A 26143-nucleotide genomic window follows, 5' to 3' on the forward strand; every position below is an offset into this window, starting at 1 on the left:
AAAACAACACCAAAAACCTTTTTGTTTAAAACTAAAATGATTTATACAAAGACACTTTCATTCTATCGTACACAACATCAAGTTTCAAAAACAATCTGTTTCCATTTTTTCAGGAAAACTGCTTGCAAGATTTTCAGTTTCTCATAATATTAACGATAAAATATGGAGAAAGTGTGAATTTCACCATTTTTGCACATCGATCTGTTACTATAAAAACACACACGTGTTATAAAGGAGTTGAGAATGGCTTGTTAGCGTTTATCCTTTTTTTGACTTTTCTCATCGTTTCCCTTTGTTTTGTTCTCTTGAGAAGACCTCTAAACGGGAGGATGGATCAACTGTCGCTCGGATTGTATATTTCCTGTTTCTTGCTATTGGCCGCCTCATTATCCTATTATGCAAGTTCGGCCCAGACAGGCGATGCCATCAAAGCCTTCATACAGAACAGAAACAGCAGAGAAACCAATCCGTCCCCCAGCAATCAAGCAAAGGAGGCGAATCGATCAGTTGCCTCTTCAAAGAAACAAGCGCTAAGGACATCCGTCCTGATTGACGCCCCCCTTTTGTCTCAGCTTCCGGAACTGCCGAGGGGATGCGAAGTAACCAGCTTGGCCATGCTCTTGAATCATGCCGGCATTCGCGTCGATAAGATGACGTTGGCGAAACAAATCAAGAAAAATCCTACTCCGTATCAAGTGCGAAATGGCCAAGTGTTTTACGGCCACCCAAATGAAGGGTTTGTCGGCGATATGTATACGTTATCGAAGCCTGGATACGGCGTGTACCATAAGCCGATCAAGCAGTTGGCTGAGCGGTACTTGCCTAACCAAATCATCGACTTAACAGGGCAATCGTTTGAGAACATCTATACATACTTGGCCAAAGGCACACCGGTTTGGGTGATCACCAACACCACCTTTCGTCCTCTTCCTCCCTCTGCCTTTCGGGAATGGCAAACCCCGCAAGGCCCGATCAAAATCACGTACCGGGAACACGCGGTGCTCATTACGGGATACGATGAGCAGTACATTTATTTCAATGATCCATTGACCGCTGTCAAAAACCAAAAAGCGCCGAAACAAGACTTTATCGACGCTTGGGTTCAAATGGGACGGCAGGCGATTACCTACCACCGTTAGACATCGGTGAATCCGAATCGCTTGCCTTTTTTTACATTTCAGTTGAACGATTTTCTCCATACATTTTGCACATCTATTTTTTATCATATCATTGCATCTCCCACTACAAGCTTAAGGAGGGAAAACGACATGAAAAAATGGCTGCTTGGCGCCATTTTCGCAGGAGTAGCAGCGATTGGCGCAGCTTGCTCAAATCCATCTTCCATGCAGGGACACGACATGTCCGGCATGAATATGGAAAAAGAAAATACTTCCGCTGAAACGAGCAAGCAGCAATTGCCTTTAGCAACCAATACAGAAGTATTATCCGGGAAAGAAATTCACCTTACTGCGAAGGAAGCGTTATTACCCATTAATGGTCAAATCAAACTCCCGGTATACACGTATAATGGATCCGTGCCTGGTGCACAAATCCGCGTGAAGCAAGGAGACAAAGTAAAAATCGTAGTAAAAAATGAATTGCCGGAACCGACAACGATTCACTGGCACGGCTACCCTGTTCCAAATAACCAAGATGGAGTACCGGGTGTCACGATGGACGCCATTAAACCGGGTGAAACGTTTACGTATGAATTTACAGCAACCGTGCCGGGAACGTATTGGTATCATTCCCATCAAAAAAGCGCCGAGCAAGTGGACAAGGGATTATACGGTACATTAATCGTAGAACCGAAAAATGAAGAAAAAGTCGATCGAGATTACACGCTTGTATTAGATGAATGGATGAGCGACCCGGACGCCGAAAGCCATATGGACATGAATATGAGCGGCATGGATCATAGTAATATGAATAATGGAAATAGCTCTGATAATCAACAAATGGATATGAACAGCATGGGACATAATATGAATATGTACGATATTTTCACGATTAACGGAAAAAGCGGGGCTGCTGTCCAACCGTTAAAAGTGAAAAAAGGCGAAAAAGTGCGGCTTCGTCTGATCAATGCAGGGTACATGTCCCACAAGCTTCATTTGCATGGACATGAGTTTAAAATTGTCGCAACGGACGGCCAACCGTTAAAGAACCCGCAACCAATCAAAGATGAACTGTTGAATATCGCTCCGGGTGAGCGCTACGACATTGAGTTTATCGCCAATAACCCGGGTGAATGGCTGCTGGAATGCCACGGCAATATGAAAGGCACCGATGGCATGAAAGTGAAAATTCAATACGAAGGACAAGCAAACAATACGGACAAAGCAAATGCAAAAGAAAACCTCCCTGTCGTGGATATGACAACATATGGAAAATATGAAACAGGTCCATTTACGTTAGACCAAAAATATGATGTAGAGTATACAATGGATTTAGGAACGGCCATGGGCAAAAATGGCATGATTTTCACGATTAATGGGAAAACGTATCCTGACACAGCGCCTATTCATGTGAAGACAGGAGATTTCGTAAAAGTAAAAATCGTGAACAACTCGCCGATGGATGTACATCCGATGCATTTACACGGCCATTTCTTCCAAGTGTTAAGCAAAAACGGCAAGCCGGTCACAGGCTCTCCATTGATAAAGGATTCCTTAAATGTAAACCCTGGTGAAGAATATGTCGTCGCGTTTAAAGCGGATAATCCGGGAAATTGGATGTTCCATTGCCATGACTTGCACCATGCTTCAGCGGGAATGGTGACAGAAGTCAAATATACCGACTACAAATCGGACTATACTCCAGATCCGAATGACACAACCAATAAAGGTGAATAAAAAAGCTGAAGGGGCTGACCCAAAACACAAATGCGTTTTGGGTCAGTCCCTCTTTTTTTCCGCGCCTGTTACTTTCATTATAACATCTCGCTTTCTCGATATTCTTCAAGAAGAGAAAAAACTTTCCCCAGCCGAGACCCGCTACGTTCTAGATAAAAAAGTGCCCCGTCATCACTTCGGGGCACCTTCCGTATGTTATTTCACATCATATCCTTGCTCTTCAATCGCTTCTTTCAGTTTTTCTACGCTGACCTTTGTTTCATCATACTCCACATCGACAGTTCCTTCTTGCAAATGCACTTCTACACGGCTGACGCCATCCAACGCTTGAAGGGCATTGGTCACCGCTGCTTTGCAATGTCCGCATGTCATTCCTTGTACTTGTAATGTAATGGTCATCGTCCATTCCTCCTTGAATGTTTATAGTTTCACGCGTTTCAAACGAAGCGCGTTGGCGACAACCGACACAGAGCTGAATGCCATCGCCGCTCCAGCGATCCATGGTTCTAATAATCCGAAAGCGGCGACCGGAATGCCAATCGTATTATAAAACAACGCCCAGAACAGATTTTGCCGAATGTTTTTCATCGTTTGGCGGCTCAACTCAATGGCTTTCGGGATATGGCGCAAATCGCCGCCGACCAAGGTCACGTCCGCGGTCTCGATGGCGACATCAGCTCCCGTGCCAATCGCCATCCCAATATCCGCTTTGGCCAGAGCTGGAGCGTCATTAATTCCATCACCGACCATCGCCACACGTTTTCCTTGCTTTTGCAATTCCTCGACGATGTTCGCTTTGTCTTCCGGGAGCACCTCGGCGTACACATGCTCAATGCCGACTTCATTGGCGATCGCTTCCGCTGTCCGTTGATTGTCCCCTGTTGCCATATAGACATCGATGCCCATTTGTTTTAATGTTTGAATTGCTTCTTTGGAGCTTTCTTTTACCGTATCCGCGACAGCAATGATGCCGGCAAGCTGTCCATCGATGGCAACGAGCATCACTGTTTTCCCTTGTTTTTCAAGCTCTACCATTTTATCTTCATGCACAGAAATCGCTACAGAGCGCTCCTTCATCAATTTTCGCGTCCCAATAAGGATGCTTTTTCCGTCAATGACCGCTTCAATTCCGTGGCCGGTAATGGCGGAGAAGTGCTCCAATGGCTTCATCGAAATCGCTTGTTTCTTCCCGTATTCAACAATCGCATGAGCCAGCGGATGCTCCGAAGCGCTCTCGGCGGAAACCGCATAATCGAGCATGTCCTCGCGGAAGGCTAGCACATCGGTGACTTCCGGTTTTCCTTTTGTCACGGTTCCTGTTTTATCGAGTAATACGGCATTGATTTGATGCGTTCTCTCTAGGTACTCACCTCCTTTAAAGAGAATTCCTTGTTCTGCCCCTTTGCCGGTGCCGACCATAATCGATGTCGGTGTGGCCAAACCGAGCGCACAAGGGCACGCGATGACAAGAACGGCGATGGCCGCCTCAAGCGCTTTCGCCAAATCACCCGGCGCAACGAAGAAGTACCAGATTAGAAAGGAAACAACCGCAATTCCGACAACAATCGGTACGAAAATGCCGGAAATGGTATCCGCCATCCGCTGAATCGGGGCTTTCGACCCTTGCGCCTCTTCAACGATTTTAATGATATTGGCCAGCGCGGTATCTTTTCCGACTTTTTCGGCACGAATGGTCAGTACGCCATTCGTATTCATCGTCGCCCCGATCACATAGTCGCCTTCCTTCTTATCAACCGGGATCGATTCACCGGTAATCATCGATTCGTCTACGGAAGAAGCGCCGGAGATGACTGTACCGTCTACCGGAATTTTTTCTCCTGGCTTGACAAGGATCGTATCGCCGATCACCACTTCCTCCAGCGGAACTTTCATTTCTTCCCCATTCCGAATGACGGTCGCTTCCTTCGCCTGCAGGCTGACCAACTTCGAGATTGCTTCGGTTGTCCGCCCTTTCGCAAGCGCTTCAAAGTATTTGCCGACAAGCACAAGCGTAATCAAGACGGCGCTCGTTTCAAAATACAGCCTCGGCATATAGTCAGGATTCCCAAGCGTCCGAAAAGCTTCATACAAGCTGTAAAAGTACGCAGCCGATGTTCCAAGCGCTATGAGAACGTCCATGTTTGCGCTCTTATTTCGTAACGCCCGGTACGCCCCGACATAGAAGGGACCGCCGATGTAGAACTGAACCGGTGTAGCTAAAAGAAGCTGGAACCACGGATTCATCAGCAGATGCGGCATCGGCAAGCCTATATCAAACGGCATATGGGCAAGCATCGTATAAAGCAGCGGCAACGATAAGATGATGGAAATGGCAAGTTGCCGTTGTTTTTGTTTCAACCGCTCTTCTTTCCGGCCAGCATCGTCTTGTTCTTCGTTTCGAATTTGCCCCTTATACCCAAGCTTTTTGATTTTCTCTAAAATGTCTTCGACAGATGCAACACCCTCCTTGTATTCAACCACCGCGCTGTTTGTCGCCAAGTTGACAGCAGCGCTTGTCACACCTTCCATCCGATTCAACCCTTTTTCAATCCGTGTCGCACAGGCCGCACATGTCATTCCTTCAATATCAAGCGTCACTTTTTCTGTCGCAACGCCATACCCCAAATTCTCAATTTTCATTTCGATATCGGCTATATTTTGCTTCGATGGATCATATTTAATCGTTGCTTTTTCCATTGCCAAATTGACATTGGCTTCTACGCCATCCATCTTATTTAATACTTTCTCAATCCGATTGGCGCACGCGGCACATGTCATGCCGGTCACTCTAAGTGTGACATGCTTTTGTTCACTCATAATGCTTCCCACTCCTTTCACTTTGAGAACTGTTTAATGACATCCATTAATTCGCGAATGGATTCTTCTCCACTTCCTTCGCGGATCGCTTTAGACACACAATGGCTGACATGACGTTCTAACAAGTTCAATCCTACTTTATTTAACGCTGCCGTGATCGCTGAAATTTGCACTAAAATATCAATACAATAACGATTGTCCTCCACCATTTTTTGCACACCGCGCACTTGTCCTTCGATGCGCTTCAAGCGCTTGATGATGCTTTCGATTTCCTGTTCCGTTCGTGGAACCATTTTTTTATCCATATTATGATCTTCATAATGGTTCATCAAACATCACCTCTTTTAATTACATTATACCGGTAATGGGTATAAAACGCAACAGAGATACCCTCTACAAATCATGTTCACCACAAAACCGTAATCAATACCTGCGCAGGAAAAAGCCCGCTTTCCACAAAAAATTCACAATTTTAATTGGCATAGGATTCGCTGCGGGCTGGACTCCCTGCACAGGTCCAATTCTTGTATCAGTGATCGCGTTGGCGGCTACCAAACCGAGTGCAGCCATGTTATATATGTTCGCCTATGTATTAGGGTTTGCCGCACCTTTTTTCATCATGTCGTTTTTTATCGGCAAGTTAAATTGGATAAAAAAATATAACACTGTCATCGTCAGAGTCGGGGGAATTCTGATGGTTATCATGGGAATTATGCTGTTTCTTGATTGGATGACAAAAATTATCATCTTTTTTACCGATTTGTTTGGAGGATTCACAGGTTTTTAATATCAAAAACATCCCCCTGAGTGGATAGTCACAATTCCTGTCACTTCCACTCAGTGGGAACCATCATTTACCTTTTATTGAATTCCTGAAATCATGCGATCCATCGTTTCATAAGACATAGGACCTACATATTTATTTCTGATAACTCCATTTTTATCAATGATATACGAGGTAGGAATCGTTATTGCACCATATAGATTTCCAATGTCTCCTTGCTCATCAAGCACAACTTTAAATGTGATCCCTTTCGCTTCCACAAAATCGCTCACCGCATTAGAACCTCTTTCGCTATTCGTCAAGTTGACTGCCAAAATTTCTACATTGCTATCTTTATTGTTTTCGTAGAACTTTTGCATTTCCGGCATTTCAGCTCTGCAAGGCGGACACCAAGTAGCCCAAAAATTCAATATCACTGTTTTTCCACGCAAATCAGACAATTTTATTTTATCCCCTGTAATTGAAAGTAATTCAAAATCCGGAGCAACCTCTCCTTTATTCGTGCCGATTTTTCCCCAATCCAATGAAGTAGATAGAACTGATTTTGATTTGACCTTTCCCGCTTCCTGTTGACTGTTAAAAATAGAAGATACAGCAATACTTACCACCATCACACCTAAAGCGAGTTGATTGATTACATTTCCCCGTCCTTTGTTCCTATCCTCAAGAGCCGCTTCTCTTTCTCGCCTCTCTAACCAATATGAAATACATATAAAAACGATAACGAGAGAGCCGTACAACCATACTTCTTTTGATATGATTACTGTATTTACAACATATTTTTTATACAGGGCTAGTTCGAATTGAATGAGATGGAACCATATCAGAAGTTGCAATAAAGTTTTTTGAGTTTTGACTCGTGATGCTACTATAAAAAAACAAATCGCTACTATTGCTTGCAAAATGATGAAATAATTTTGGGAATTTTCCATTACTCGGATCCATGCAAAAGTGCTAAAATAGCCAAAATATACTGGAACCATTGCCCGCGTATAAGAAGCCACAGGAATATTCTGCTTTTTTACGTATAGCCAAGTATAGACCGTGATAAAAACAATCGCCATACTAATGCCAACATATCCCCCATTAAAATAAAGGATTGTCATCGGATTTTGTAAAACTGAATTCGGATGTAAAACGACATAACTAAATTTCCAAATAAGTACACCGTTAATAAAACTGTTCAAAATTAAATCCATGATATTTCGCTCTATTTTTAATACTTTAATACCATAATAAAACATGACATAACTTATCAATAAGCCGCTGATAAGCAAAAGATTTTCGCCCTGAACGACTATATTGCCGAATTGCAATATACATTCCCCCAAAATTCATATTTCTATCGGTATTAGAAAGGATTCTTCTTTGCGACGAAAAAAATACAACTATAACTACATCACCCTAACCATCTTGAAACGTTCTTCCAAACATTGTTACTGCATCATCTTCTTTAAAACCAATAAGTGATGGTATCTAACACGCCAAGCAATACCATCACAATTCCAGCGGTTTGCTGAATGAGCTTCCCTACCCGTCTTCCTTTTTTCATGACAGCACCGCTCAATCCTAAGTACCAAAGGATGAGGATGAAGAAAATAACCGGTACAGAAGTTCCGACGGCAAAGACGCTCGGCAACAACACTCCATAAGACGTTGAGTATACGAGAGGCATTAGAGTAACAAAAAATAGAACAAACATCGTTGGACAAAAAGCCAACGAAAAGCCAAATCCCATGAAAAACGAACCGATTTTTCCTTTTGCCCATCCCTTCGGCACTCTGAACAAAGTGACATTCCAATACATTTTAAAAAGCCCTAACAAATACAAGCCTACGAGAACAAGAATCGGGCCAATCAGCTTTCTTAACCATGGAAAGTATAGTGTCAGTGTACTTTGAATCTCCTTCCCCATCAACCAGACGATCAAGCCTAACCCGGAAAAAGCGATGACCTTTCCGAAAATAAATAAAAGCAGTTCTTTCCAAGCGATCCCCTTTTGCAGAGATTGGTTGCTGTACAACGTGATTGCTCCTAAGTTGCTAGTCAGCTGGCACGGAGCCATCGCTCCGACGATGCCAAGAAGAAACGCTGACAAAACAGGAAGCGCTGTTGTGCTGTTGGCCATATTCAGAAACGGCTGGCTCAGCAGGTTGCTGATTTGGCTTAGGAATGAATACACTCTTCTTCTCACCCTCTCCATCCGTTACTTATATTGTAGCAGTGAATTTTGCAAAAATTATGGAGCGATATATTTTTAGGCAAACAAAAAGACATGCGCCCGCATGTCCCTATATTTCCCCTTCTGATGCTAGTTTTGTCCAACTTCCACCGTTATTTTTTGTCATAAAAATATCCCCGTTCATTGTAACGATCACAATTTCTTTGTCGTTTGCTGGATTAGAAGTTATATACATGATATGATCTTTTTCATCCAATGGCGGAACAGCAAGAACTTCTTCGTGTTTTGTGTCTAATGATTGTTTGATGAGTATAGACTGATCATTCTCTACAGCTGCAAATACAACCGACTTTTCTTGAAACATAAATGTCGTCGTATCAATTTTTCTCGTAAACCGTTCAAACGTATTCCCGTTATCTCTCGAAATGAAAACTCCCTCGGCTGTACTAATCCCGACCATATTTTCATCCGTTGGGTGAGCCACAATCGTTCTCGCTGCCGTTTGCGGCAGGCCATTCAATTGACTTGGCGACCACGTTTTGCCGTCATCTTTGCTGTAAAATACCCCTCGTCCGAGCGTTTCATTTTCTTCTTGATTCACCACATAGATGGTATGGCTTTTATAACCAACCGTCATATAATGGAAATCGGACTGTTTATAAAATCCTAAATTCATTAATGTTTGTCCATTATCAAAACTTTTCACAAGACCAAGTGGATTTCCTAACGATGAACCTTCTTCAGGATGTCCCGATGAATAAAAGCCGTCGTCCGTAGCTGAAAAGCCCATATAATCATGTTTATTGGAAACCGTTTCATACCACTTATTGTCTTGGTAAACGAGCAACCCTTCATGAGTAGCAAAGTAAACCGCATTTTGATTGCCTGCATAACCAACCCCATGCAAATGTTCGATCTTCCCTTCCTTTTTTTCTTTAAAGAAAGGATTATTGGTAACAGATACATTCGATTTTGACTGTTCTTTGCTCGTAATAAAAGCCTGTTCTTTTTCGTTGGATGATGAACAGGCGCTTAGAAGAAGAGCGGATGTGATGATGATGACTTTCTTCATTTTTGTCATAGATGTTCATTCCCCTTCATGCATAGTGTAAATCGTTGCATACTTTTATACTTTATCGGATAAATTTGCAGAATGTATGGATTTCAATAAACTGTAACGATTTGAAGATATTTTATTGCTATTGTGAAATTAATCACAGCAACCTCCCCCATTTGCCACTATCATGTCGGTAGACTCAACCTAAAGCAAAAGGAGGAAACCGCTCATGCGCAAAACCGCGATTGTATGGTTATCGTTATTGGCGATGTTGGCGTTTGTTCTCGGGGGGTGCGCAGCCAATTCCCCTCAAGACAAAACCGAACCAGAGAAAAATGGGCAGCCAGCCGCCCTTGAACAAACACAAGAAACGAACAAATTCTACTTTACTGCCAACGAGGGCGGAAGCATTTCAAAAATTGATGCGAGAACAAACAAAGTGGTCGGAACGATCAAAGTCGACGGCGCGGTCCATAACGTCCAAGTTTCTCCCGACGGAGCTATTCTCGGCGCTACGTTAGTTCCGGCCATGCACCACGGGCATGATCAGTCGATGGATATGAAAGGAATGGCGTTGTTTTATGATACGGAAACGAATGAATTAATCAAAAAAGTGGAAGTGGGGCACCATCCCGCCCATATCGTGTTTACTGAAAACGGCAAATACGCCCTTGTGACCAATAATGAAGACAATAACGTTTCCGTTATTGATCTGGCGAGCTATTCAGTCATTGAAACCATTCCAACCGGAAAAGGCCCGCACGGGCTTCGCATTTCCAAAGACAGCCAATACGCGTACGTCGCCAACATGGGGGAAGACAGCGTCAGTGTTCTCAACTTGCAAACAATGAAAGAAGAAAAGAAAATCACAGTCGGATCCATCCCTGTCACAACCGGCATTACTTCGGACGGCAAAACGTTAGTCGTAACGTTGAATACCGAAAATGCCTTGGCCATTGTTGACGTAACAAGCGGGAAAGTGGAAAAAGTCCCTGTCGGGCAAGGGCCAGCCCAAGTGTACGTGTCCCCTGACGATACGTTTGCTTATGTCGCCAATCAAGGGACGAAAGAGGCGCCCTCTCATTCTGTAAGCAAGATAAACTTAAAAACGAAACAAGTCGTGGCCACAATTGAAACAGGAAACGGAGCGCATGGGGTCGTCACAAGCCCGGATGGCAAGTATGTTTTCGTTACGAATATGTTCGACAACACCGTGAGCGTCATTGATCAAGAACAAAACAAAGCAATCCAAACGGTTCAAGTAGGCGAAATGCCCAACGGGATCAGCATCATGCCGTAAAGGAAAAAGCAGCAGGTTGGACGTTCCAGCCTGCTGTTTTTTCTGCGGAATAACGGATTTTCATTTTTCCCTTTTCCTCGGGCTCAGTACGGCAATATACACATTGCCATCTTGAATATAAGCGTCAAATGTATCTAACGGTCTTGGCGGTGGCCCCCCTACATTGATACCGTATTCGTCATATTGCCCCGCGTGGCACGGACATAAAAAGCGGATGCCTGTTTTCTGCATGTTCTCCTCAGCATCTCCAACGGTACACCCTAGATGGGTGCAAATCGGGGACATAATGAGTAAAGAACCATCTTCATTTTTGTTAATGTAGACAAACCCTTCCCTTTCCTGTTTGGTCCATGCATCTTTTATGGTGACTTTATACGGCACCTTTTTAGGGAATTCTCCCTTTTCTAATTCGCTTAGAGGACCGAGATTGGCCATTGAACTTGTATTGACCGTTTTCTTATCGTTGCTGCAGGCAGCCAGTCCTGCAGGCAATACCGAAACAGCCAGCAGTCCAGCCGCCCCCTTTAACGACCTGCTAAGAAACTCTCGTCGATTCAACATAAGATTTCCCCTCCTTGCCTCCTCTAATAGTAGGGAGGTGCGTGAAATAAGAGGCGAATCGATCAGCGTTTATCGCGCAATGCGAGTTTTACTGCAAAATACACTACCAATCCAATGGCAAGCAAATTAAGAAACCAGCCGAGAATGCCAAACCCCATCATCCCCCAGCCACTCATCATCCCGCTCATCATCCTCATCACCTCCTGCATGATCTAAAAATAATTCTCACCTATCGCTAACCATTTATGTCATAATTTCGCCTGACTTGAATGAAAAATCTAATTGGAACTCCAAGCACCCTTTTCCGCATCTTTAGCATTTGCCAATACTCCCATTCACACTTGATGCAGCCCAAAATTGATCCACAACGTTTTCATCATCTCCCCTTTTGCTTTACTTTCAGAATAGAGAAAAAGTGTGGAGAAAATATTGATAAAAAACTACAAATATTTGTCAAGGCTTTCACAAAAGTTCATTTCCCTTTTGGTCGCCACGCCTTCTATTGGTCAAAACAAATGCCGAGAAGGTCTGGGCAGCCATCATCTTATGAAACTTTCGCAAATCCAACCATACCAGATTCTTTATGCCCTGGAACCGTACAATAAAATCGAAACACACCGCTTTCGATTGGTATGAACGTCACCTCGGCTGTTTTCCCCGGCAAGGAATGAACATGAATGTCCGCATTTTCTGCATGGTTTCCATGGTCATTCTGTTGTAACAAAATCTTCATATTTTCGAATTCGATATCGTGTTCCATTTGACCGCTATTTTTCAGAATTAAGGTAACAGGCTGTCCTACAGTCAGTTGCAAACTCTCAGGAAAGTAATAAAATTCAGTCGCTTCAACCACTACCTTTTTCCCCTTTGTTTCGATGCTTAACGGAGATGCAGTTTGGTTGTGGTCCTCCATAAAATGGTTCATAGGCGGATTCGTTATCGGAAGATTAGAAGATCGAGAAAATTCATTATATAAATGGTTATACAAATAGAAAAACAGCGGAAGGACGATTGCTAACCATAGCGGGTTATGGAATAGTTTATTTATCAAAAACGCACGGTTAAAACCCGTTTCTTGTTGAAGCATGTATAGAACAATACAAGCCATTCCAACAAATAGAACAAGCATGATGTGAACCGTAGAATCCCGATATTCAGGCGCAATCATTTCTCCTAACATCGCTCCCATCATGCCGCCCATGACTCCTGATAAAACACCGTCGATGATGGCCATGATGCTAATCGGCATCCCAGCTAAAAATCCAGCTAAAAACCCGAAAGCCATTCCTAAAATGGTTGACAAAAAGAGATTGCCGTTGTAAGAAATCCCAGCCAGCAGGCCGCCTGTCAGCCCAACCAACATTCCTAACGCCATCGCCGCCATCATTCCAGCCATGCATGTGATTTTCTTCCTTTTGATAAAGATGAAAGCAATCACAATGAAAGACAAAACCGCCACGATTCCCCCAGTGAATAACATCGGCAACGGATGATCCCTCCTGCAAATGTTTATTTGTACACATATATGTGTGCAAATAACAGGTTAGTCCATGTCAGTGAACATACCGGCTGAGTTTGAACGAAAACAGAGGGCGTGTCATCCGATTACAGCTTTTTGTATTACACCTGCATGTATTCTGTTCATAAAACGACTATCCACACATGCCGCAGCATATGATGAAATTGTGATACCTTCTCTAAAGGGGGAAGATGGAATGCATGGTTACTTGCCAGGAAATCCTCAAACGCTTATTATCACGCCCAATGTAAAAGATGCGCCATTTCGGGTTCTCAAAAACGGGGTAAAACAATTTCACTTGCGGGCGGAACCGGTCGTGCATGAGTTGGTAAACGGAATTAAAATCCGCGGGTATGGATACAACGGAAGTATTCCCGGGCCGACGATTCTTGTCAATCAAGGGGACTATGTTCAAATTACAGTCGAAAACCGTTTGCCAGAAGCGACATCCGTCCATTGGCACGGATTAATTGTTTCCAACCGAATGGACGGCGTACCCGGCCCTGGGGGCAGCCCGATTATCCAACCGGGGGAAAGTTTTACGTATGAATTTCGCATCCAACAGTCAGGAACGTTTATGTACCACAGCCATGTCCATGATGCAAAACAAGAGTTAATGGGATTAGCAGGCATGCTTATTTCGCGCGGCATATACGAAGAACCTGTGGACCGCGATTATGTTCTGTTGCTTCAAGAGTGGGCTGTGCAGATGGAGATGCGTCAGCAAACTAGCAGCCATCCAATGAATGATCACCCTTCCAAACGATCGGCTTCAAATATATATGACATCGATCCAATGTCAATGATGTTTAATTTTTTCACAATTAACGGCAAAGCCTATCCTGATACCGCTCCTTTATTTGTCCGATATGGCGAGCGCGTCCGTATTCGCCTTGGCAATTTAAGTATGGATTCTCATCCGATGCATTTTCACGGGCATGAGTTTAGTGTCACCGCGGTTGACGGAAATCCGATTCCTATGATGGCAAGATTAAAACGAAACACGATTAATGTAGCGCCAGGAGAAACATGGAACATCGAATTTTTGGCCAACAATCCGGGAAATTGGGTCTTTCACTGTCATAAACCTCACCATACAACGAACGCACATGCAATGGAGGGAATGGGCGGCATGCTTACGGTGATTCGCTACGCCAAATAAACGGTCATTCAAGAAAAACGGCACTGCCGCCGTTTTTCTCCGCTCTATTTTTGACGCCCAGTTTAATTACTAAAATCTTCCGGAAGCCTGGTGATTTAGTACAAAATACTGCTATCTCCATCTGTTTCTCAATTAGATAAAACTTGTGGAATCAGCCTTCTTTTTTTGGCACAATGCCGTTGATTTGCTCGTGACAGCTGTTTTTCACCGGCCTTCTAGATATGAAAACAAATGCTGAAGTTCTCAGCAAGGATCAACGAATAAAAGATAAACCACGGTGATTCACCTATACGCGAATCACAAGATAATCTCCATTTTTCATTTGAACAACATCCGCTTTCATCGCTTTTGCAATATCTATATAACTGTAGATGAGCATTTTTCATTACAATAATTTCCATGGTTAGAGAGACAAACAGGGTACCCCTTACGCGATACGGAGCTGTTTTTTGATCACATCAATGGGAATATCTTGCTTTGCAGCGTCATAAATGAACTCGACGACGCTGTGGTCTTTCCGCGACCGAAGAAGCTCCAGCCCGGTGGAGAGGTTTTGTCGGGATTCGGCGATGCTGTACACGCAGGCCAACAGCACCACCGCCCAATACCGTTTCACCGCCCGAATGTGGCGAACGCGGTATCCATCCAGCTTCAGTTGATCTTTCGCCTGCCGGAAAAAGCACTCGATCGTCCAGCGCTGGGCGTAGTAACGCAAGATGTCTTCGTCCCCGAGTTCCCGGTCGGTGCTCAAGATGCAATGAAGATGTTCCGGCGCCATCGGCTGATCCGCCTTCCAAGCCAGCAGCACCACCGCGTCATCGAGGCCATGGATGGCCCCCTCATAGCGATACACGCGATAACGCTCCTGCCCCACCGTGACGAGGCGGGTGTCTTTGGACTCGATATAGCGGGCAAACTGCTTGGCTTGGATGGCGATGCCTTTCGGGTAGAGAATCCGGTTCGTCTTGAGCATCGCGATGACATGGAATCCCTGTTTCAGACAGGCTTCGATGAGCTTTTTGGACGGATACCACGAATCCATGAGCACATACACCGGCTGAGCCCGCTTCACCTTGAGCGAGGAAAGCATCTCAATCGCCAGGTCGATCTTGCTTTTTCCCGCTTTCTTGTCATACAGGCGGAACGCAAATGGGAACGCCTGCGTGAAGGTGTGCACCATCAGCCAAACGAGCGAATGCCCCCAGACCGATTGATGATCTTTATGCGAGTAGTGCCAGTCGCACCCTTGAATGGCGTGCACAGCCCGTGACGAAGGCTTTGTTTTTTGGCAAATCGTATCATCAATCTCACATTTCGCACCCTAACAAGGTCAAAACAAAGGATTTTTTATTTAGTTTTTCAGAATAACTTTTTGACCAACACAACGAGCGATGGCAATCCTTTTTTTACCATCGCTGGTCGTTCCGTATCACGTTACACGTAGATGCTCTCATCCATGCCCAATCCCTGCAGAATCCTTCGCTGATCAGGGGTAAGGGAGCGATCCAGTGAGCGTTGGATGCGCCCATCCGGCAGCTTGAACAGGACGACGTTCACATATTGAAACAGCTGAAAAATCGCCTGTCCCGTCGGCCGGGTCAGCTTGCGGCCTCCAGGACCCTTCAACGGGTGTTCTGGAGTAATAAACTGACGCACTCGGCGCTGAAAAACGCGGTAAATCGCCAAGGCCAACAGAAACAAATAGCCTAATACTGCGACCCGTTCTGGTTTTTTGACGTAAATCTCATCCGTGAAAAACGGATCTTTCAAAAAAGCGAAGTTCATTTCCACCGAGATCTGCCCTTTATACAGCTTCAAGATCTCTTGGGCATCCATGGGTTGGCCCTTCCATTCCTTCGGAACGGTCGTGACGAGGACAAACCGGGACGCTTTCCGTCTCGCCTGTTCCCACGCGTCTTGGTCGAATTCGACGTCAAGGTGCAAGAAATACAGCGTCTCCACCTCGGGTTCCGCCCCTTTTTTCGGCCGTCCGCGCCGTTTTTTCAGGCGTACGATCTCTTCGACCGCGGCCTCAACCCGATGAAACCGGGGGCGAAGGGACGCCTTGAGGGACGCCAAGGCTTGTTCGGCATCTTCCCGGCAGGAGAAGGGGTGACGCTCCCAACGGGCTTGTTCCTCGCGAAGAAGCTCCGCTTCTTTGGTTCGTTCTTTTTCAAGCGTCTTTCCTTTTCGCTGGTCGAGCGCGCTCGATTCAACAACGATCAGCCGAACGGGGTGGCCTTCATACGTCGAGGCCGTTTCCCATACCCGGTACGTGGCGCCGTTTCTCTCCGCCAACGTAAAGGGATCGCTCCACGTCGTGTCCTCAGCATCCGCTTCGGCCAGCGCGGTTTTCACGATCCGGAGCGACGAAGGGCCTCTGGTGATCAAAAAGGCGTTGGCCGCTTTGGTTTGCGCCAGGGTCTCTTTCGTCATCGCGGCGGAATCGGCCACGTAAATCCATTCGTCTTCGATTTTGGCCTGCTTCAGCTGTTCATGGACACGAGACAGCACCTCGGGATTCCATGTTTTATCGGGCAGGTTGCCATCGTGCACATCGCCGTAAAACGGGATGCCGTCCTCGTTGCCGACCAGTCCGAAACCGATCTGTTTTTGCCAACGATGATGGCGGTTGTAGCCATGTGTGATCTGCAAAGCCTCTAATGAGGCCGATTCATACGCGCCGTAAACCGTCTTGTCCGTCGTATCGGCGTGAAAGGCTCGGAGGGAAAGGCCTTCTTTGCGATAAATGTGAATCAAGCAAGTGCTGATCACCTTGTGAATATCGGCCTCATACAAGCGGTCGAGATGACGAGCCAAGGCATCGTCGTTCAACCAGGAAGGATGGAGACCGGGACGGATGAGTTTCTCTAGATCGATCTCCTGAGCCCATCGTTCCACGTGAACGAGGGCTTGCCGGCCGTCAAACATATTGTAGATGATGGCCTGAACGGCATCGCTGACTCGAGTCTGGCACTGTGGATCAACGGGAACGAGATGGTCAATCAATTGGGGCAGGCCCAGTTTCTTGAATAGGGCACTTATTATATTCAAATAATGATTGCGATAGACCTTTTTGACTTGAACGTTCATAAGAGAAAAACTCCTTTACGTTCCTTGTGTGTCAAGGATTCATTCGACATCGGAACGAAAAAATCCTCCCGATTTTCGTCGAGAGGGTGCGAAATGTGAGATCAATCGAAACAAAAAGGGGTTGATTCTTCCGTTTGGCCAGTCGTTCGACCTGGGAAAGGATCCACTCTTGAAGCTTCCCAAGCAGCCTTTCCTCGTTCCAAGGGCTTTTCGTGAAAAAGTGACTGAGCGTCGTTCGATGATTCGGGTGAAAGCTCCAGTAATGAATATCAGTCAATGTTCCCGAGAATCCCTTGGTGGTCAAGGCATCGACAATATGAATGAGATGCTTGATGACCGGTTTGGAAAGCTGCAGCGTCAACCCCAGCGTGAAGAAAAACTTGTGGATTCCTTGGTGATGTGCTAATCTATTCATGAGACATGAACCTCCTTGTGTGAATGGGTTTTGAACACATCTATTTTACCCAAGGAGTCCGGTTCATGTCTCCTTTTTTGTTTAGTTGTCAATTTATGTCAGTGAATTTGCTCATCTACAGTATATAAGTTGCAATAAAGATTTTCCGATTGTTCGATTCTGTTTTCCTTCATAACAAGTCATTTTGATAGAATGCGGTGGGCGCTCTACTGGATGTAAAACAAAGTTTCAACTTATATATCGTCATCGCTTTTTGCTCCTCCTCACTTTCCGCCCATAAAGCCAGCGCCTTCCCACCTAAAATCCTGTTTTGTCTTCGTGTAATGATTGCTAGTATTTCATAAGGAGGCTTTTCTGATGCTTCTCTCCCCATTTTTCTTACTCCTTTCCTACCCAGTTTGTTTTCATGACAGCATGGCTTTTTCGCAAACTTTCAAGCAATGGAGTTTGTCTGACAGCCGCAATAAATTTGTCAATATCTCTTATAATTGGTACGAGTACAATCACAATTCTCCCTTTTTCATAATCCTTTCGCGTAAAATGGTACCGCTTGATCCCAACCGCTCTCGTTGCTTCAAACAAGGCCGCTTGCCGCTGTCCGTAGTTATCCAACGCAATGCGAAAATGCTCTTCCCGCGGATAAATGACAACGGCCATTCCCTCAGTCTGAAACAATCGTTGGGCATTTTCTGTGCCAAGAAGGTTAGAAATATAAATGCCGTCGACAAATAACTCAGAACCGTTAATTTCGATTTTTCCTTCTTTAACATCCGCAATATCGGCTATCGTTTTTCCTTTTGAAAACCGCTTTAAAACAAAAAGAACAACGCTTCCCACGCTGACTCCAAACACCATATCCGCCCATAATGCCCCCGGCAGCAGCTGCATCGTTAATGCGGTGGAAAAGGAAACGATTAAGGCTAGGTAATTTCTCGCCTCAAACGTTTTTGCAATCCCGTCAAATAAGCATTTCCGCGATAAGTATATTCAGTATTCTCAAGGTCCTTTAAGCTGTACCTTTCCATTTTTCGAACATCACAAAATTGTTGAATGGCTAATACAAGAAACGTCACAGCGACAAAATTTTTTGTCATTAATGCTGGAAGAGCAACCGCGCCTAAGGAAGAAGCAACAAAACCTGTTACAAGATGAATGAAATAACCATTCGGATAGCTCGGATATTGTCGGAAATCTTCCTTAATCGTCAACAAACGGGCTAAAGTCCCTAACACAACGGCTGTCGCGATCATGGCAATATGTTCGGCGGAAATCAACTCTTCATTCATATGCCTACCCCTTCAAGAAATGCTGGATATATTCAGAATTTCATGATACAGCTTCACACATTTTTCTATAATGAGTATGCTTCGTTCGCCGTCATGTCGGTGATGGGGATGATCGTCTTTTCGTCCCGAATCAATTGTCCTTTTTCAAACGAAAACCGCCTAAGCTTTGATATCATCATTCAGTGTAGGCATTCTTCTCAAATGTTAAACATTTGATTTTGCCCACTACTCCAAAGGTGCAATATGTCCTCAAAACAAAGAGTACACACATTCTAAAAAATAAGATACAGTACTAACGCCAAAAAAGGGGCTGACCCAAAATGCGAGTGCGTTTTGGATCAACCCTTTGTTTCGCACAATCTATGAAGGCAAGAAGTCCGTCGCCATTAGCGCCCGACCCATTCGATAAACCGCCCGATCACTTGATCCAAAAATTCCACCGTCGCAGCATCAACGAGATTTCCCGCTTCGTCGAATTTTTGGCTTGCAACATTCACCAGCACCTCGTTCCCGGCCGGCGGCAACACTTTCGCAGCCAGCCCCGGGCTTTGCAAGATTTGGCGCAAATGAAGCTGGGCTCGGATTGTTCCCATCATCCCTGTCGATACTCCGACAATCATCACGGGTTTATTGACCAACACTTTGTCCACACGCGACAGCCAATCTAGCGCGTTTTTCAGCACGCCGGGAACGGACCAATTGTACTCCGGTGTCACGATCAAAACCCCGTCCGCATCCGCCACTTGCCGCTTGAATGCCGCCACGACTTCGGGCGGATCGAGTTCATCGTCTTGATTGTAATGCGGCAGAGCGCCGATATCGGCAATGTCCAATTGGAATTTGTCTTTGTACCGTTCTCGCATAAACTCCGCTAATTTCCGGTTATATGAGTCTTTTCGCAAGCTTCCGACAAGAGCCACAATGTTCATCATTTTCGTCCTCCTTCAAATGGGGTTGATGGTCAATTTCCCCCGCAGCGCAAGGCGAGCGCGCATTCCCTTACTATTTTGCCATTCGATTCCATCAGCTGCCTTTTGCTTCAAATTCCCCTTGCGGTCATTCCCATTATAACTCTTCCCCGTTCGTCGCGATGACGTTTTGATACCAATCAAACGACTTTTTCTTTCTCCGCTCGAGCGTGCCGCTGCCGTCATCGTGTTTATCGACGTAAATCAACCCGTACCGTTTTGAAAACTCGCCGGTCGAGGCGCTCACGAGGTCAATGCAGCCCCATACGAGATAGCCAATCAATTCGACGCCATCGGCGATCGCTTCACGCGCTGCTTCGATATGACGGCGCAAATAGTCAATGCGGTAATCGTCGTGAATCGAGCCGTCTTCTTCCACTTTGTCATGCGCCCCAAGCCCGTTTTCCACAATAAAAAGCGGTACGCGATACCGATCGTACAACCGGTTTAAAATGATGCGCAGCCCTATAGGGTCGATCTCCCAGCCCCAGTCGCTCGCTTTAAGGAACGGGTTTTTCACCCCATCAAATACGCTGCCGGGGATGAGCTCATCATCCATCTTGTCTTTTTTCTGGGTGACGGACATATAGTAGCTTAAACCGATATAGTCGACCGTATGCTTCTTGATCAGTTCCAAATCCCCGTCGCGAATATCGAGTTTCACCCCGCGCTCGTCGAACACGCGTTTCATAAAGGATGGATACTCGCCGCGCACTTGAACGTCGGCGCAAAAGAAATTCAACAGCCGCTCCTCTTCAAGTGCATGCATGACGTTTTCTGGATTGCAGTCGTACGGGTACACGGGGGCGGCGAGAATCATGCAGCCGATTTTTGCGTCCGGAATGATCTCGCGGCACGCCTTCACCGCCAGGCTGCTGGCGACAAATTGATGATGGAACGCTTGAAACAACTCTTGATATTTCGTCTCTTCGCTTTCCGGCACAAATCCCATGCTCATGAGCGGAAAATGGAGCGCACCGTTTATTTCGTTAAACGTCAGCCAATATTTCACTTTATCTTTATAACGCTGGAAAATCACCTTGGCGTAACGTTCAAACAACGTTACCAGTTCGCGGCTCCGCCAGCCACCGTATTCTTTGGCCAAATGGAGCGGCATTTCATAATGGGAAATCGTCACCACCGGCTCAATCCCGTATTTATGTAACTCATCGAACACCCGATCATAGAAGGCAAGCCCTTCTTCATTTGGCTCAAGCTCGGTGCCGTTCGGGAAGATGCGCGTCCAGGCGATCGATAGGCGGAACGCTTTAAATCCCATCTCAGCAAACAGGGCTATATCCTCTTTATACCGGTGGTAAAAGTCGATCGCTTCATGGTTCGGGTATGTGTACTTCTCCTTATCAATGGCAAACTGCAACCCTTTTTCCCTAAGCAGTTGTTGCCTCATCTTTCCTCCCGGAAGCACATCGGCAATGCTTACCCCTTTGTTTCCTTCGCCAAATCCTCCTTCGATCTGGTTGGCCGCCGTCGCTCCTCCCCATAAAAAGTTGGTGGGAAACGCCTCGTTCGTTGTAACCACTAGTCAGTCCCTCCTGTGCAAGTATGCCTCCCCACTAGCTTACCACAAACGCCGCTCCGCCTACACCGACGAATGCTTCGTTCCGCTGTTTCTTCTCCCCCATAAAAAACCACCCTTACAACGGGTTGGTTGACATCGGAAGAAACACGAATCGTTTGCCTTTTCGTCAACTCCACATCGACCGTTAACAGCTCTTTTTTCTCCCAACTGACGAAACGGTCTTCCCATAACACGTGGCAAGAGTGATCATTCATTTCAAGCACGATTCCCCTCGCCCACACCGTCCCCGACCACTTTCGGCATCGAGTGGTAGCCGCCTTCCGGGATCAAATGCGCCAAGTACTCGACCGGCTCGCTCCCTTGGAGATACGGCCGGATCATCGGATGGTTTTTGACATATTCGAGCAGCTCGTACGGTTTGATTTTATGTTTGATCAGCCCGGAAAGCAGCGTGCCGACGCCGATGCTTAAGGTGTCTTTATTGGTGTATAAAAATCCGGTTCCTAATATGCCTTTTGTTGCATCGCCGAGCAGCTCGATCGTGCATCCTTGCTCCGGCTCAAGGTTGAAACGTTCTTCGATCACTTTTTTATCGAGCTTGACAATTTCCATCACTGCGAGCGCGACTTCATCCGGCCGCCATTCGCGGTGAAACCCGAGCTGTTTCGCCAAAAGCGAGTTCACGCCGTCCGCCAGCACGACGACATCGGCATACACCTCGCCGTCCGGGCGGTCGGTGCGGACACCGACGACGCGGCCTTTTTCAACGATGCATTCGAGTGCCACCGTTTCACAAACGAGCAACGCCCCTTGTTCGACTGCTTTCTCGGCAAACCATTGGTCAAACTTCGCCCGCAAAACGGTAAAGTTGTTGTACGGCTCGCGCCCCCACTCCAATCCTTTATAGCTGAACGTCACCGCCGACTCTTTATCCATCAGCATAAACCGCTGCTCAACGATCGGCCGCTCGAGCGGGGCCTCTTTATAAAACTCCGGAATAATGTCTTCCATCATTTTTCGATAGAGCACGCCGCCCATGACGTTTTTCGATCCTGGGTATTCGCCGCGCTCAAGCAATAATACGTTGACTCCGGCTTTGGCGAGCTCATAGGCGCACGCCGTTCCGGCCGGCCCCGCTCCGACGACGATACAATCAAACTTTTCAGGCATGGCGGATTTCCTCCTTCGCATCGGCCGATGCGTTTAATTTCGGAAGCTCTTCTTTCAACCGTTTAATGAGTAGCGGCACGATCTCCAGCGCATCGCCGACAATGCCGTAATGGCACGCTTGGAAAATCGGCGCGTTCGGATCTTTATTGATGGCGATGATCAGCTCAGAGTTTTGCATGCCGACAATATGTTGAATCGCACCGGAAATGCCGATGGCGAAATAAATTTTCGGCGTCACCGTCACCCCGGTTTGCCCCACTTGGTGATGGTGGTCGATCCAGCCTGCTTCAACGACATCGCGGCTCGCGCCGACCGCCGCACCGAGGACATCCGCCAGCTCATGGATGAGCTGAAATCCTTCTTTGCTGCCCATCCCTTTGCCGCCGGCAACGACGATATCCGCTTCATCGATACGCGCCTTTTTTACTGTTTGCCTTACGACTTCAAGCACTTTCGTCCGCATCTCCTCCTCGCGCAGCTCGATCCGCTCTTCAACGATTCGGCCGGTCCGTGCCGGGTCAGGTGAAAGCGCCTTCATCACTTTCGGCCGGACTGTCGCCATTTGCGGTCGGTACTTTTTGCACAAAATCGTCGCCATAATATTACCGCCAAACGCCGGCCGACTCGCCAACAATAATCCAGTGTCCTCCTCGATATCAAGAATCGTCGTATCCGCCGTCAGTCCGGTCGGCAAATCAGTGGCAATGGCGCTCGCCAAGTCTTTCCCTGTCGGCGTCGCCCCGTACAGCAGCACTTCCGGTTTATACTTTTGACAACAGTCAAGCAAAGCGCGCATATACGACTCGGTCCGGTAATGGGCAAAAATCGGATCGTCGTATACATAAACGACATCCGCCCCATAGGCAAACAACGTCGGCGCAAGCGGTTTGACACCACTTCCAATCAGCACTCCGCCAAGCTCGGTGCCGCGTTTATCCGCCAGCGTCCGCCCGGCTCCAAGCAACTCCAAGGAAACAGGGGTCACCTTCCTCTGATAGAAACAAGCATTCCTATTATATAGATAATAAAAATGATATTAATATTGTTTTAACACTCAACTAACGCGATCCAATCAAAGATAAAACACTTTTTTCAAAAAAATATACTCAATCACTCGCCGCCAGTGAACAAAACGAACGGCCGCTCCCTCCATATGGAAAGAAGCAGCCGTTCAAGGGGGAGTTCGCACCCGTTTCAAGAATGCACCCACGGTTACTTATGCGCCGCAGCCGGACGGTGCGGATGATTCGGGCGATGCATGCTGCCCATCCGCTCACGGAGATACGGCAATACCCAACGGTCCAAACCGTAGCGGCCCGCGTTCGCTCCAGCGACGAGAATGAACACCGTCAGCAGCACCATTTGCGGGTTCGTGCTCGTCGTGCCCGAGAACATGAAGGCGAAGTTCATGACTGCTCCCATGAGGGCGGCGAATGTCGTAAACAATCCGAGAATAAGTGCGATCCCAACGAGAAATTCGCCCCATGGCACGAGGAAGTTGAATAATCCGACATTCGGCAGCGCTACGTTTTCGATAAACGCCGCCCACCAGCTTTGCACGGCCGGGTGTTCGCCCGTGGCCTTCGCCAATGCTCCTTTTAAAAATCCGGTGGCGTCAAACCCTTGTGTGATTTTTTCCCATCCCGCCACCATCCACTCATATCCTAAATACAGCCTCAATACTACCATCAACGCTGACGCTGTAACGTGTTCGCGCAGCCATTTTACTACCATTGTATGTCTCCCCTCTCATTTTGGAAGATGTTCCTTACACTTTTATCATACTCCTTTTTCAGACAAACGAAATAAGTTTGTTCACCATTTCACAATATATTCAAAAAACTATGGCAAAATGGTGAAAAGGCATGTACGGCGGCAACGATTATGAAGAGAAATGAAGGGAAAAAGATGGCCTGAGTTCGACCCGAGTTCGACAGTCACTAGGCAACGTCCCTTGATACAAAAGGGGATCGGAGGCATTTGGGCATACCTTGAGCGTGTATCTAGGCGCGAGGATGGATGCCTAGGATCTTCGGCGGAGGCTCCAGCCTAGAGCCGCAAAGAGTTGCGCTTGCTTGGACGTCAGCTCGGTTCGTTGAGAAAGGTCTCCGTTTTTAAAAGAATAAATGAATAAATCGTGTGCCTGTGAAATTCGAAGTTTTTTCTAGGATCCGCACCACGAAGTGCTTGATATAACAGCATTTTGATCATTTCCATTTGCCTAAAATGGCCTCAAAACTGTCGAACTCGGGTTATATTTGTTAAAAATTACAAAAAATAAGCCGAGCCACCTGTTCCCTCAAAACGCCACCATGATCATGGACCAATCACGACGCCGCAACTCAAGCCAACCATCCATTAACAGAGAAAAATCTTATTCAAAACGTCCTTTTCTTTTCCCTGCTTCACGTCGTATAATCAAAAAAGAGGAGGTGAACAAGCATGGAGCGCGATACGGTGGTGAAAGAAGTGGTCGAGGCGCTGAAAATATTTTCCCGCGACATCCGCACCCAAATTGACGAAATGGGAAGTCAGCTGAGAGCGGAAATCCAAGACACCGCCAACCAGTTGAGAGCAGAAATCCAAGAAACGGCTAACCAACTGAGAGCGGAAATGCAAGAAACGGCCAACCAGCTGAGAGCGGAGATGCAGCAATTTCGCGCCGAGGTGAACGAGCGGTTCGACCGACTCGAACAAAAATTCGCTGGCTTGCGCGTGGAGCTGACCGAAACGCAAGAAACCGTCCATTTCCTCGCGTCCAAAACCATCCAACACGAGAAAAAACTCCACCATTTGGCCAAGCAGCTTGAAACCATTCGCTAGTTTTCCTTCATCCGAAAGCCGCGTTTGACTGCAAGTCAAGCGCGGTTTTGACTTTTGCATCTCGGCTTCTTCGATCCCGGATCAAATCCCCTCCTGCCCGGCCGCGCACGAAGACGGAAGAGAAGCTGGCGATTTATCCGTTATCATGAACACAATGGTTTCCAATACGCAGCCAAAACTCTGCCCCCGGACAAAACGCCCAAAACAGAGAATGCGCGCCGATAAAGTATGATGGGGCTTTTGCGTGCATAATTGATGCTCCTTTTGACGCACAATATAAATTACAAAAGAATCCTTTTCATGATTTGAGGGAGGAATCATCCATGTCGTTTCTTTGGAGCTTAATCGTCGGGGGCGTCATCGGTTGGCTGGGAGGTCTTCTGACGGGCCGCGATATTCCAGGAGGAATCATTGGCAACATTATTGCTGGGTTTATCGGAGCCTGGCTTGGAACGGCGCTCTTTGGCAACTGGGGGCCGACCATCGGCGGATTTGACATCATCCCCGCGCTGATCGGTTCCGTTATCCTCATTTTGCTTGCAAGTTTTGTCATTCGCAGATGGCACAGGACGGCGTGATTCCAAAAACCTTAGGGTCGCAATGGATTCCGC

Annotated in this window: 22 protein-coding genes and 5 pseudogenes; 7 read left to right on the forward strand and 20 right to left on the reverse strand. The window is 46.5% G+C overall.

Going from position 1 to position 26143, the window contains the following annotated elements; all coding sequences use genetic code 11:
* Positions 1 to 248 precede the first annotated feature (248 nt).
* Positions 249 to 1139, forward strand: a complete 891-nt coding sequence (locus tag ACVX3G_RS15725) for a C39 family peptidase (RefSeq protein WP_013146009.1) — start codon at positions 249 to 251, stop codon at positions 1137 to 1139.
* 129 nt (positions 1140 to 1268) lie between these two features.
* A complete protein-coding gene (locus tag ACVX3G_RS15730; protein ID WP_011230405.1) occupies positions 1269 to 2855 on the forward strand; it encodes a multicopper oxidase family protein in 1587 nt (528 codons plus the stop codon).
* A gap of 195 nt (positions 2856 to 3050) precedes the next feature.
* Here the strand turns inward: ACVX3G_RS15730 and copZ are convergent, their stop codons facing one another.
* Genes copZ through ACVX3G_RS15745 form a run of 3 tightly spaced genes read right to left on the reverse strand, consistent with a single transcriptional unit; the run spans position 3051 to position 6001 of the window.
* Positions 3051 to 3254 (reverse strand): copper chaperone CopZ, encoded by a 204-nt coding sequence (gene copZ / locus ACVX3G_RS15735; RefSeq protein ID WP_011230404.1) that lies wholly within the window; start codon positions 3252 to 3254, stop codon positions 3051 to 3053.
* 21 nt (positions 3255 to 3275) lie between these two features.
* Positions 3276 to 5672, reverse strand: a complete 2397-nt coding sequence (locus ACVX3G_RS15740) for a heavy metal translocating P-type ATPase (protein ID WP_021321432.1) — start codon at positions 5670 to 5672, stop codon at positions 3276 to 3278.
* A gap of 17 nt (positions 5673 to 5689) precedes the next feature.
* On the reverse strand, positions 5690 to 6001 hold the full coding sequence (locus tag ACVX3G_RS15745; RefSeq protein ID WP_011230402.1) for a metal-sensing transcriptional repressor: 312 nt from the start codon (positions 5999 to 6001) through the stop codon (positions 5690 to 5692).
* 137 nt (positions 6002 to 6138) lie between these two features.
* On the opposite strand from ACVX3G_RS15745, the pseudogene ACVX3G_RS15750 reads away from it, so the two are divergent.
* Positions 6139 to 6459, forward strand: a pseudogene (locus ACVX3G_RS15750) (urease accessory protein UreH domain-containing protein); the annotation flags it as partial.
* A 74-nt stretch (positions 6460 to 6533) separates the two neighbouring features.
* Here the strand turns inward: ACVX3G_RS15750 and ACVX3G_RS15755 are convergent.
* From ACVX3G_RS15755 to ACVX3G_RS15765, 3 genes are all read right to left on the reverse strand, one after another.
* Entirely contained in the window at positions 6534 to 7772 is a 1239-nt protein-coding gene (locus tag ACVX3G_RS15755) for a TlpA disulfide reductase family protein (protein ID WP_021321435.1), read from the reverse strand.
* A 137-nt stretch (positions 7773 to 7909) separates the two neighbouring features.
* Positions 7910 to 8638, reverse strand: a complete 729-nt coding sequence (locus tag ACVX3G_RS15760) for an urease accessory protein UreH domain-containing protein (RefSeq protein WP_014195228.1) — start codon at positions 8636 to 8638, stop codon at positions 7910 to 7912.
* Between the two features lie 109 nt (positions 8639 to 8747).
* Positions 8748 to 9719, reverse strand: coding sequence for a F510_1955 family glycosylhydrolase (locus tag ACVX3G_RS15765; protein WP_014195227.1), 972 nt, complete (start codon positions 9717 to 9719; stop codon positions 8748 to 8750).
* A 205-nt stretch (positions 9720 to 9924) separates the two neighbouring features.
* Here ACVX3G_RS15765 and ACVX3G_RS15770 point away from each other — a divergent pair, with 205 nt between their 5' ends.
* Entirely contained in the window at positions 9925 to 10995 is a 1071-nt protein-coding gene (locus ACVX3G_RS15770; protein ID WP_014195226.1) for a YncE family protein, read from the forward strand.
* Between the two features lie 60 nt (positions 10996 to 11055).
* Here ACVX3G_RS15770 and ACVX3G_RS15775 read toward each other — a convergent pair whose 3' ends face one another.
* From ACVX3G_RS15775 to ACVX3G_RS15785, 3 genes are all read right to left on the reverse strand, one after another.
* On the reverse strand, positions 11056 to 11556 hold the full coding sequence (locus tag ACVX3G_RS15775; protein WP_021321438.1) for a QcrA and Rieske domain-containing protein: 501 nt from the start codon (positions 11554 to 11556) through the stop codon (positions 11056 to 11058).
* A gap of 62 nt (positions 11557 to 11618) precedes the next feature.
* A complete protein-coding gene (locus ACVX3G_RS15780; protein ID WP_011230394.1) occupies positions 11619 to 11747 on the reverse strand; it encodes a hypothetical protein in 129 nt (42 codons plus the stop codon).
* 353 nt (positions 11748 to 12100) lie between these two features.
* Positions 12101 to 13036, reverse strand: a complete 936-nt coding sequence (locus ACVX3G_RS15785; protein ID WP_020279695.1) for a cupredoxin domain-containing protein — start codon at positions 13034 to 13036, stop codon at positions 12101 to 12103.
* A 235-nt stretch (positions 13037 to 13271) separates the two neighbouring features.
* On the opposite strand from ACVX3G_RS15785, the gene ACVX3G_RS15790 reads away from it, so the two are divergent.
* Positions 13272 to 14237, forward strand: a complete 966-nt coding sequence (locus ACVX3G_RS15790) for a multicopper oxidase family protein (protein WP_014195223.1) — start codon at positions 13272 to 13274, stop codon at positions 14235 to 14237.
* A gap of 286 nt (positions 14238 to 14523) precedes the next feature.
* On the opposite strand, the gene ACVX3G_RS15795 is transcribed toward ACVX3G_RS15790, so the two are convergent.
* The 11 genes and pseudogenes from ACVX3G_RS15795 to ACVX3G_RS15845 all read right to left on the reverse strand — a co-directional run bounded on the left by ACVX3G_RS15795 (position 14524) and on the right by ACVX3G_RS15845 (position 24443).
* Positions 14524 to 14616 carry a capping complex subunit for YIEGIA gene (locus ACVX3G_RS15795; protein ID WP_394606835.1) on the reverse strand — a complete coding sequence of 31 codons (93 nt, stop codon included), beginning with the start codon at positions 14614 to 14616 and terminating at the stop codon, positions 14524 to 14526.
* Between the two features lie 48 nt (positions 14617 to 14664).
* A pseudogene (locus ACVX3G_RS15800) lies at positions 14665 to 15543 on the reverse strand (IS701 family transposase); the annotation flags it as partial.
* A gap of 128 nt (positions 15544 to 15671) precedes the next feature.
* The gene (locus ACVX3G_RS15805) at positions 15672 to 17330 is read right to left on the reverse strand and encodes an IS1634 family transposase (protein WP_014194949.1); all 1659 of its coding nucleotides are present in this window, start codon (positions 17328 to 17330) and stop codon (positions 15672 to 15674) included.
* A gap of 94 nt (positions 17331 to 17424) precedes the next feature.
* A pseudogene (locus ACVX3G_RS15810) lies at positions 17425 to 17745 on the reverse strand (IS701 family transposase); the annotation flags it as partial.
* Between the two features lie 169 nt (positions 17746 to 17914).
* Positions 17915 to 18118, reverse strand: a complete 204-nt coding sequence (locus ACVX3G_RS15815; RefSeq protein WP_025039189.1) for a capping complex subunit for YIEGIA — start codon at positions 18116 to 18118, stop codon at positions 17915 to 17917.
* A 5-nt stretch (positions 18119 to 18123) separates the two neighbouring features.
* Positions 18124 to 19031: pseudogene (locus ACVX3G_RS15820) on the reverse strand (YIEGIA domain-containing protein).
* A 386-nt stretch (positions 19032 to 19417) separates the two neighbouring features.
* Positions 19418 to 19960 (reverse strand): NADPH-dependent FMN reductase, encoded by a 543-nt coding sequence (locus tag ACVX3G_RS15825; RefSeq protein ID WP_020278731.1) that lies wholly within the window; start codon positions 19958 to 19960, stop codon positions 19418 to 19420.
* Positions 19961 to 20096: 136 nt separating this feature from the next.
* Positions 20097 to 21539 (reverse strand): glycoside hydrolase family 1 protein, encoded by a 1443-nt coding sequence (locus ACVX3G_RS15830; RefSeq protein WP_014195217.1) that lies wholly within the window; start codon positions 21537 to 21539, stop codon positions 20097 to 20099.
* Between the two features lie 276 nt (positions 21540 to 21815).
* Positions 21816 to 22709: pseudogene (locus tag ACVX3G_RS15835) on the reverse strand (FAD-dependent oxidoreductase); the annotation flags it as partial.
* Positions 22702 to 23694 (reverse strand): electron transfer flavoprotein subunit alpha/FixB family protein, encoded by a 993-nt coding sequence (locus ACVX3G_RS15840; protein ID WP_049787560.1) that lies wholly within the window; start codon positions 23692 to 23694, stop codon positions 22702 to 22704. The gene ACVX3G_RS15840 and the pseudogene ACVX3G_RS15835, both read right to left, overlap by 8 nt.
* Positions 23695 to 23921: 227 nt before the next feature.
* Positions 23922 to 24443 (reverse strand): DoxX family protein, encoded by a 522-nt coding sequence (locus ACVX3G_RS15845; protein ID WP_014195214.1) that lies wholly within the window; start codon positions 24441 to 24443, stop codon positions 23922 to 23924.
* A 708-nt stretch (positions 24444 to 25151) separates the two neighbouring features.
* Here ACVX3G_RS15845 and ACVX3G_RS15850 point away from each other — a divergent pair.
* Entirely contained in the window at positions 25152 to 25532 is a 381-nt protein-coding gene (locus tag ACVX3G_RS15850) for a hypothetical protein (protein ID WP_014195213.1), read from the forward strand.
* A gap of 323 nt (positions 25533 to 25855) precedes the next feature.
* Positions 25856 to 26110, forward strand: coding sequence for a GlsB/YeaQ/YmgE family stress response membrane protein (locus tag ACVX3G_RS15855; RefSeq protein ID WP_014195211.1), 255 nt, complete (start codon positions 25856 to 25858; stop codon positions 26108 to 26110).
* The last annotated feature ends 33 nt before the right edge of the window (positions 26111 to 26143 follow it).

This window comes from Geobacillus sp. PLS 41 (assembly GCF_056494105.1).

Excerpts from the sequence above, each read along its gene's own strand:
- ACVX3G_RS15805 (WP_014194949.1), bottom strand. The coding sequence starts at position 17,330 with ATGAACGTTCAAGTCAAAAAGGTCTATCGCAATCATTATTTGAATATA.
- ACVX3G_RS15780 (WP_011230394.1), bottom strand. The coding sequence starts at position 11,747 with ATGATGAGCGGGATGATGAGTGGCTGGGGGATGATGGGGTTTGGCATT.
- ACVX3G_RS15785 (WP_020279695.1), bottom strand. The coding sequence starts at position 13,036 with ATGTTATTCACTGGGGGAATCGTGGCGGTTTTGTCTTTCATTGTGATT.
- ACVX3G_RS15790 (WP_014195223.1), top strand. The coding sequence starts at position 13,272 with ATGCATGGTTACTTGCCAGGAAATCCTCAAACGCTTATTATCACGCCC.
- ACVX3G_RS15850 (WP_014195213.1), top strand. The coding sequence starts at position 25,152 with ATGGAGCGCGATACGGTGGTGAAAGAAGTGGTCGAGGCGCTGAAAATA.
- ACVX3G_RS15795 (WP_394606835.1), bottom strand. The coding sequence starts at position 14,616 with ATGCTCATCTACAGTTATATAGATATTGCAAAAGCGATGAAAGCGGAT.
- ACVX3G_RS15770 (WP_014195226.1), top strand. The coding sequence starts at position 9,925 with ATGCGCAAAACCGCGATTGTATGGTTATCGTTATTGGCGATGTTGGCG.
- copZ (WP_011230404.1), bottom strand. The coding sequence starts at position 3,254 with ATGACCATTACATTACAAGTACAAGGAATGACATGCGGACATTGCAAA.
- ACVX3G_RS15825 (WP_020278731.1), bottom strand. The coding sequence starts at position 19,960 with ATGAACATTGTGGCTCTTGTCGGAAGCTTGCGAAAAGACTCATATAAC.
- ACVX3G_RS15740 (WP_021321432.1), bottom strand. The coding sequence starts at position 5,672 with ATGAGTGAACAAAAGCATGTCACACTTAGAGTGACCGGCATGACATGT.
- ACVX3G_RS15730 (WP_011230405.1), top strand. The coding sequence starts at position 1,269 with ATGAAAAAATGGCTGCTTGGCGCCATTTTCGCAGGAGTAGCAGCGATT.
- ACVX3G_RS15765 (WP_014195227.1), bottom strand. The coding sequence starts at position 9,719 with ATGACAAAAATGAAGAAAGTCATCATCATCACATCCGCTCTTCTTCTA.
- ACVX3G_RS15775 (WP_021321438.1), bottom strand. The coding sequence starts at position 11,556 with ATGTTGAATCGACGAGAGTTTCTTAGCAGGTCGTTAAAGGGGGCGGCT.
- ACVX3G_RS15745 (WP_011230402.1), bottom strand. The coding sequence starts at position 6,001 with ATGAACCATTATGAAGATCATAATATGGATAAAAAAATGGTTCCACGA.
- ACVX3G_RS15845 (WP_014195214.1), bottom strand. The coding sequence starts at position 24,443 with ATGGTAGTAAAATGGCTGCGCGAACACGTTACAGCGTCAGCGTTGATG.
- ACVX3G_RS15815 (WP_025039189.1), bottom strand. The coding sequence starts at position 18,118 with ATGGGGAGAGAAGCATCAGAAAAGCCTCCTTATGAAATACTAGCAATC.
- ACVX3G_RS15855 (WP_014195211.1), top strand. The coding sequence starts at position 25,856 with ATGTCGTTTCTTTGGAGCTTAATCGTCGGGGGCGTCATCGGTTGGCTG.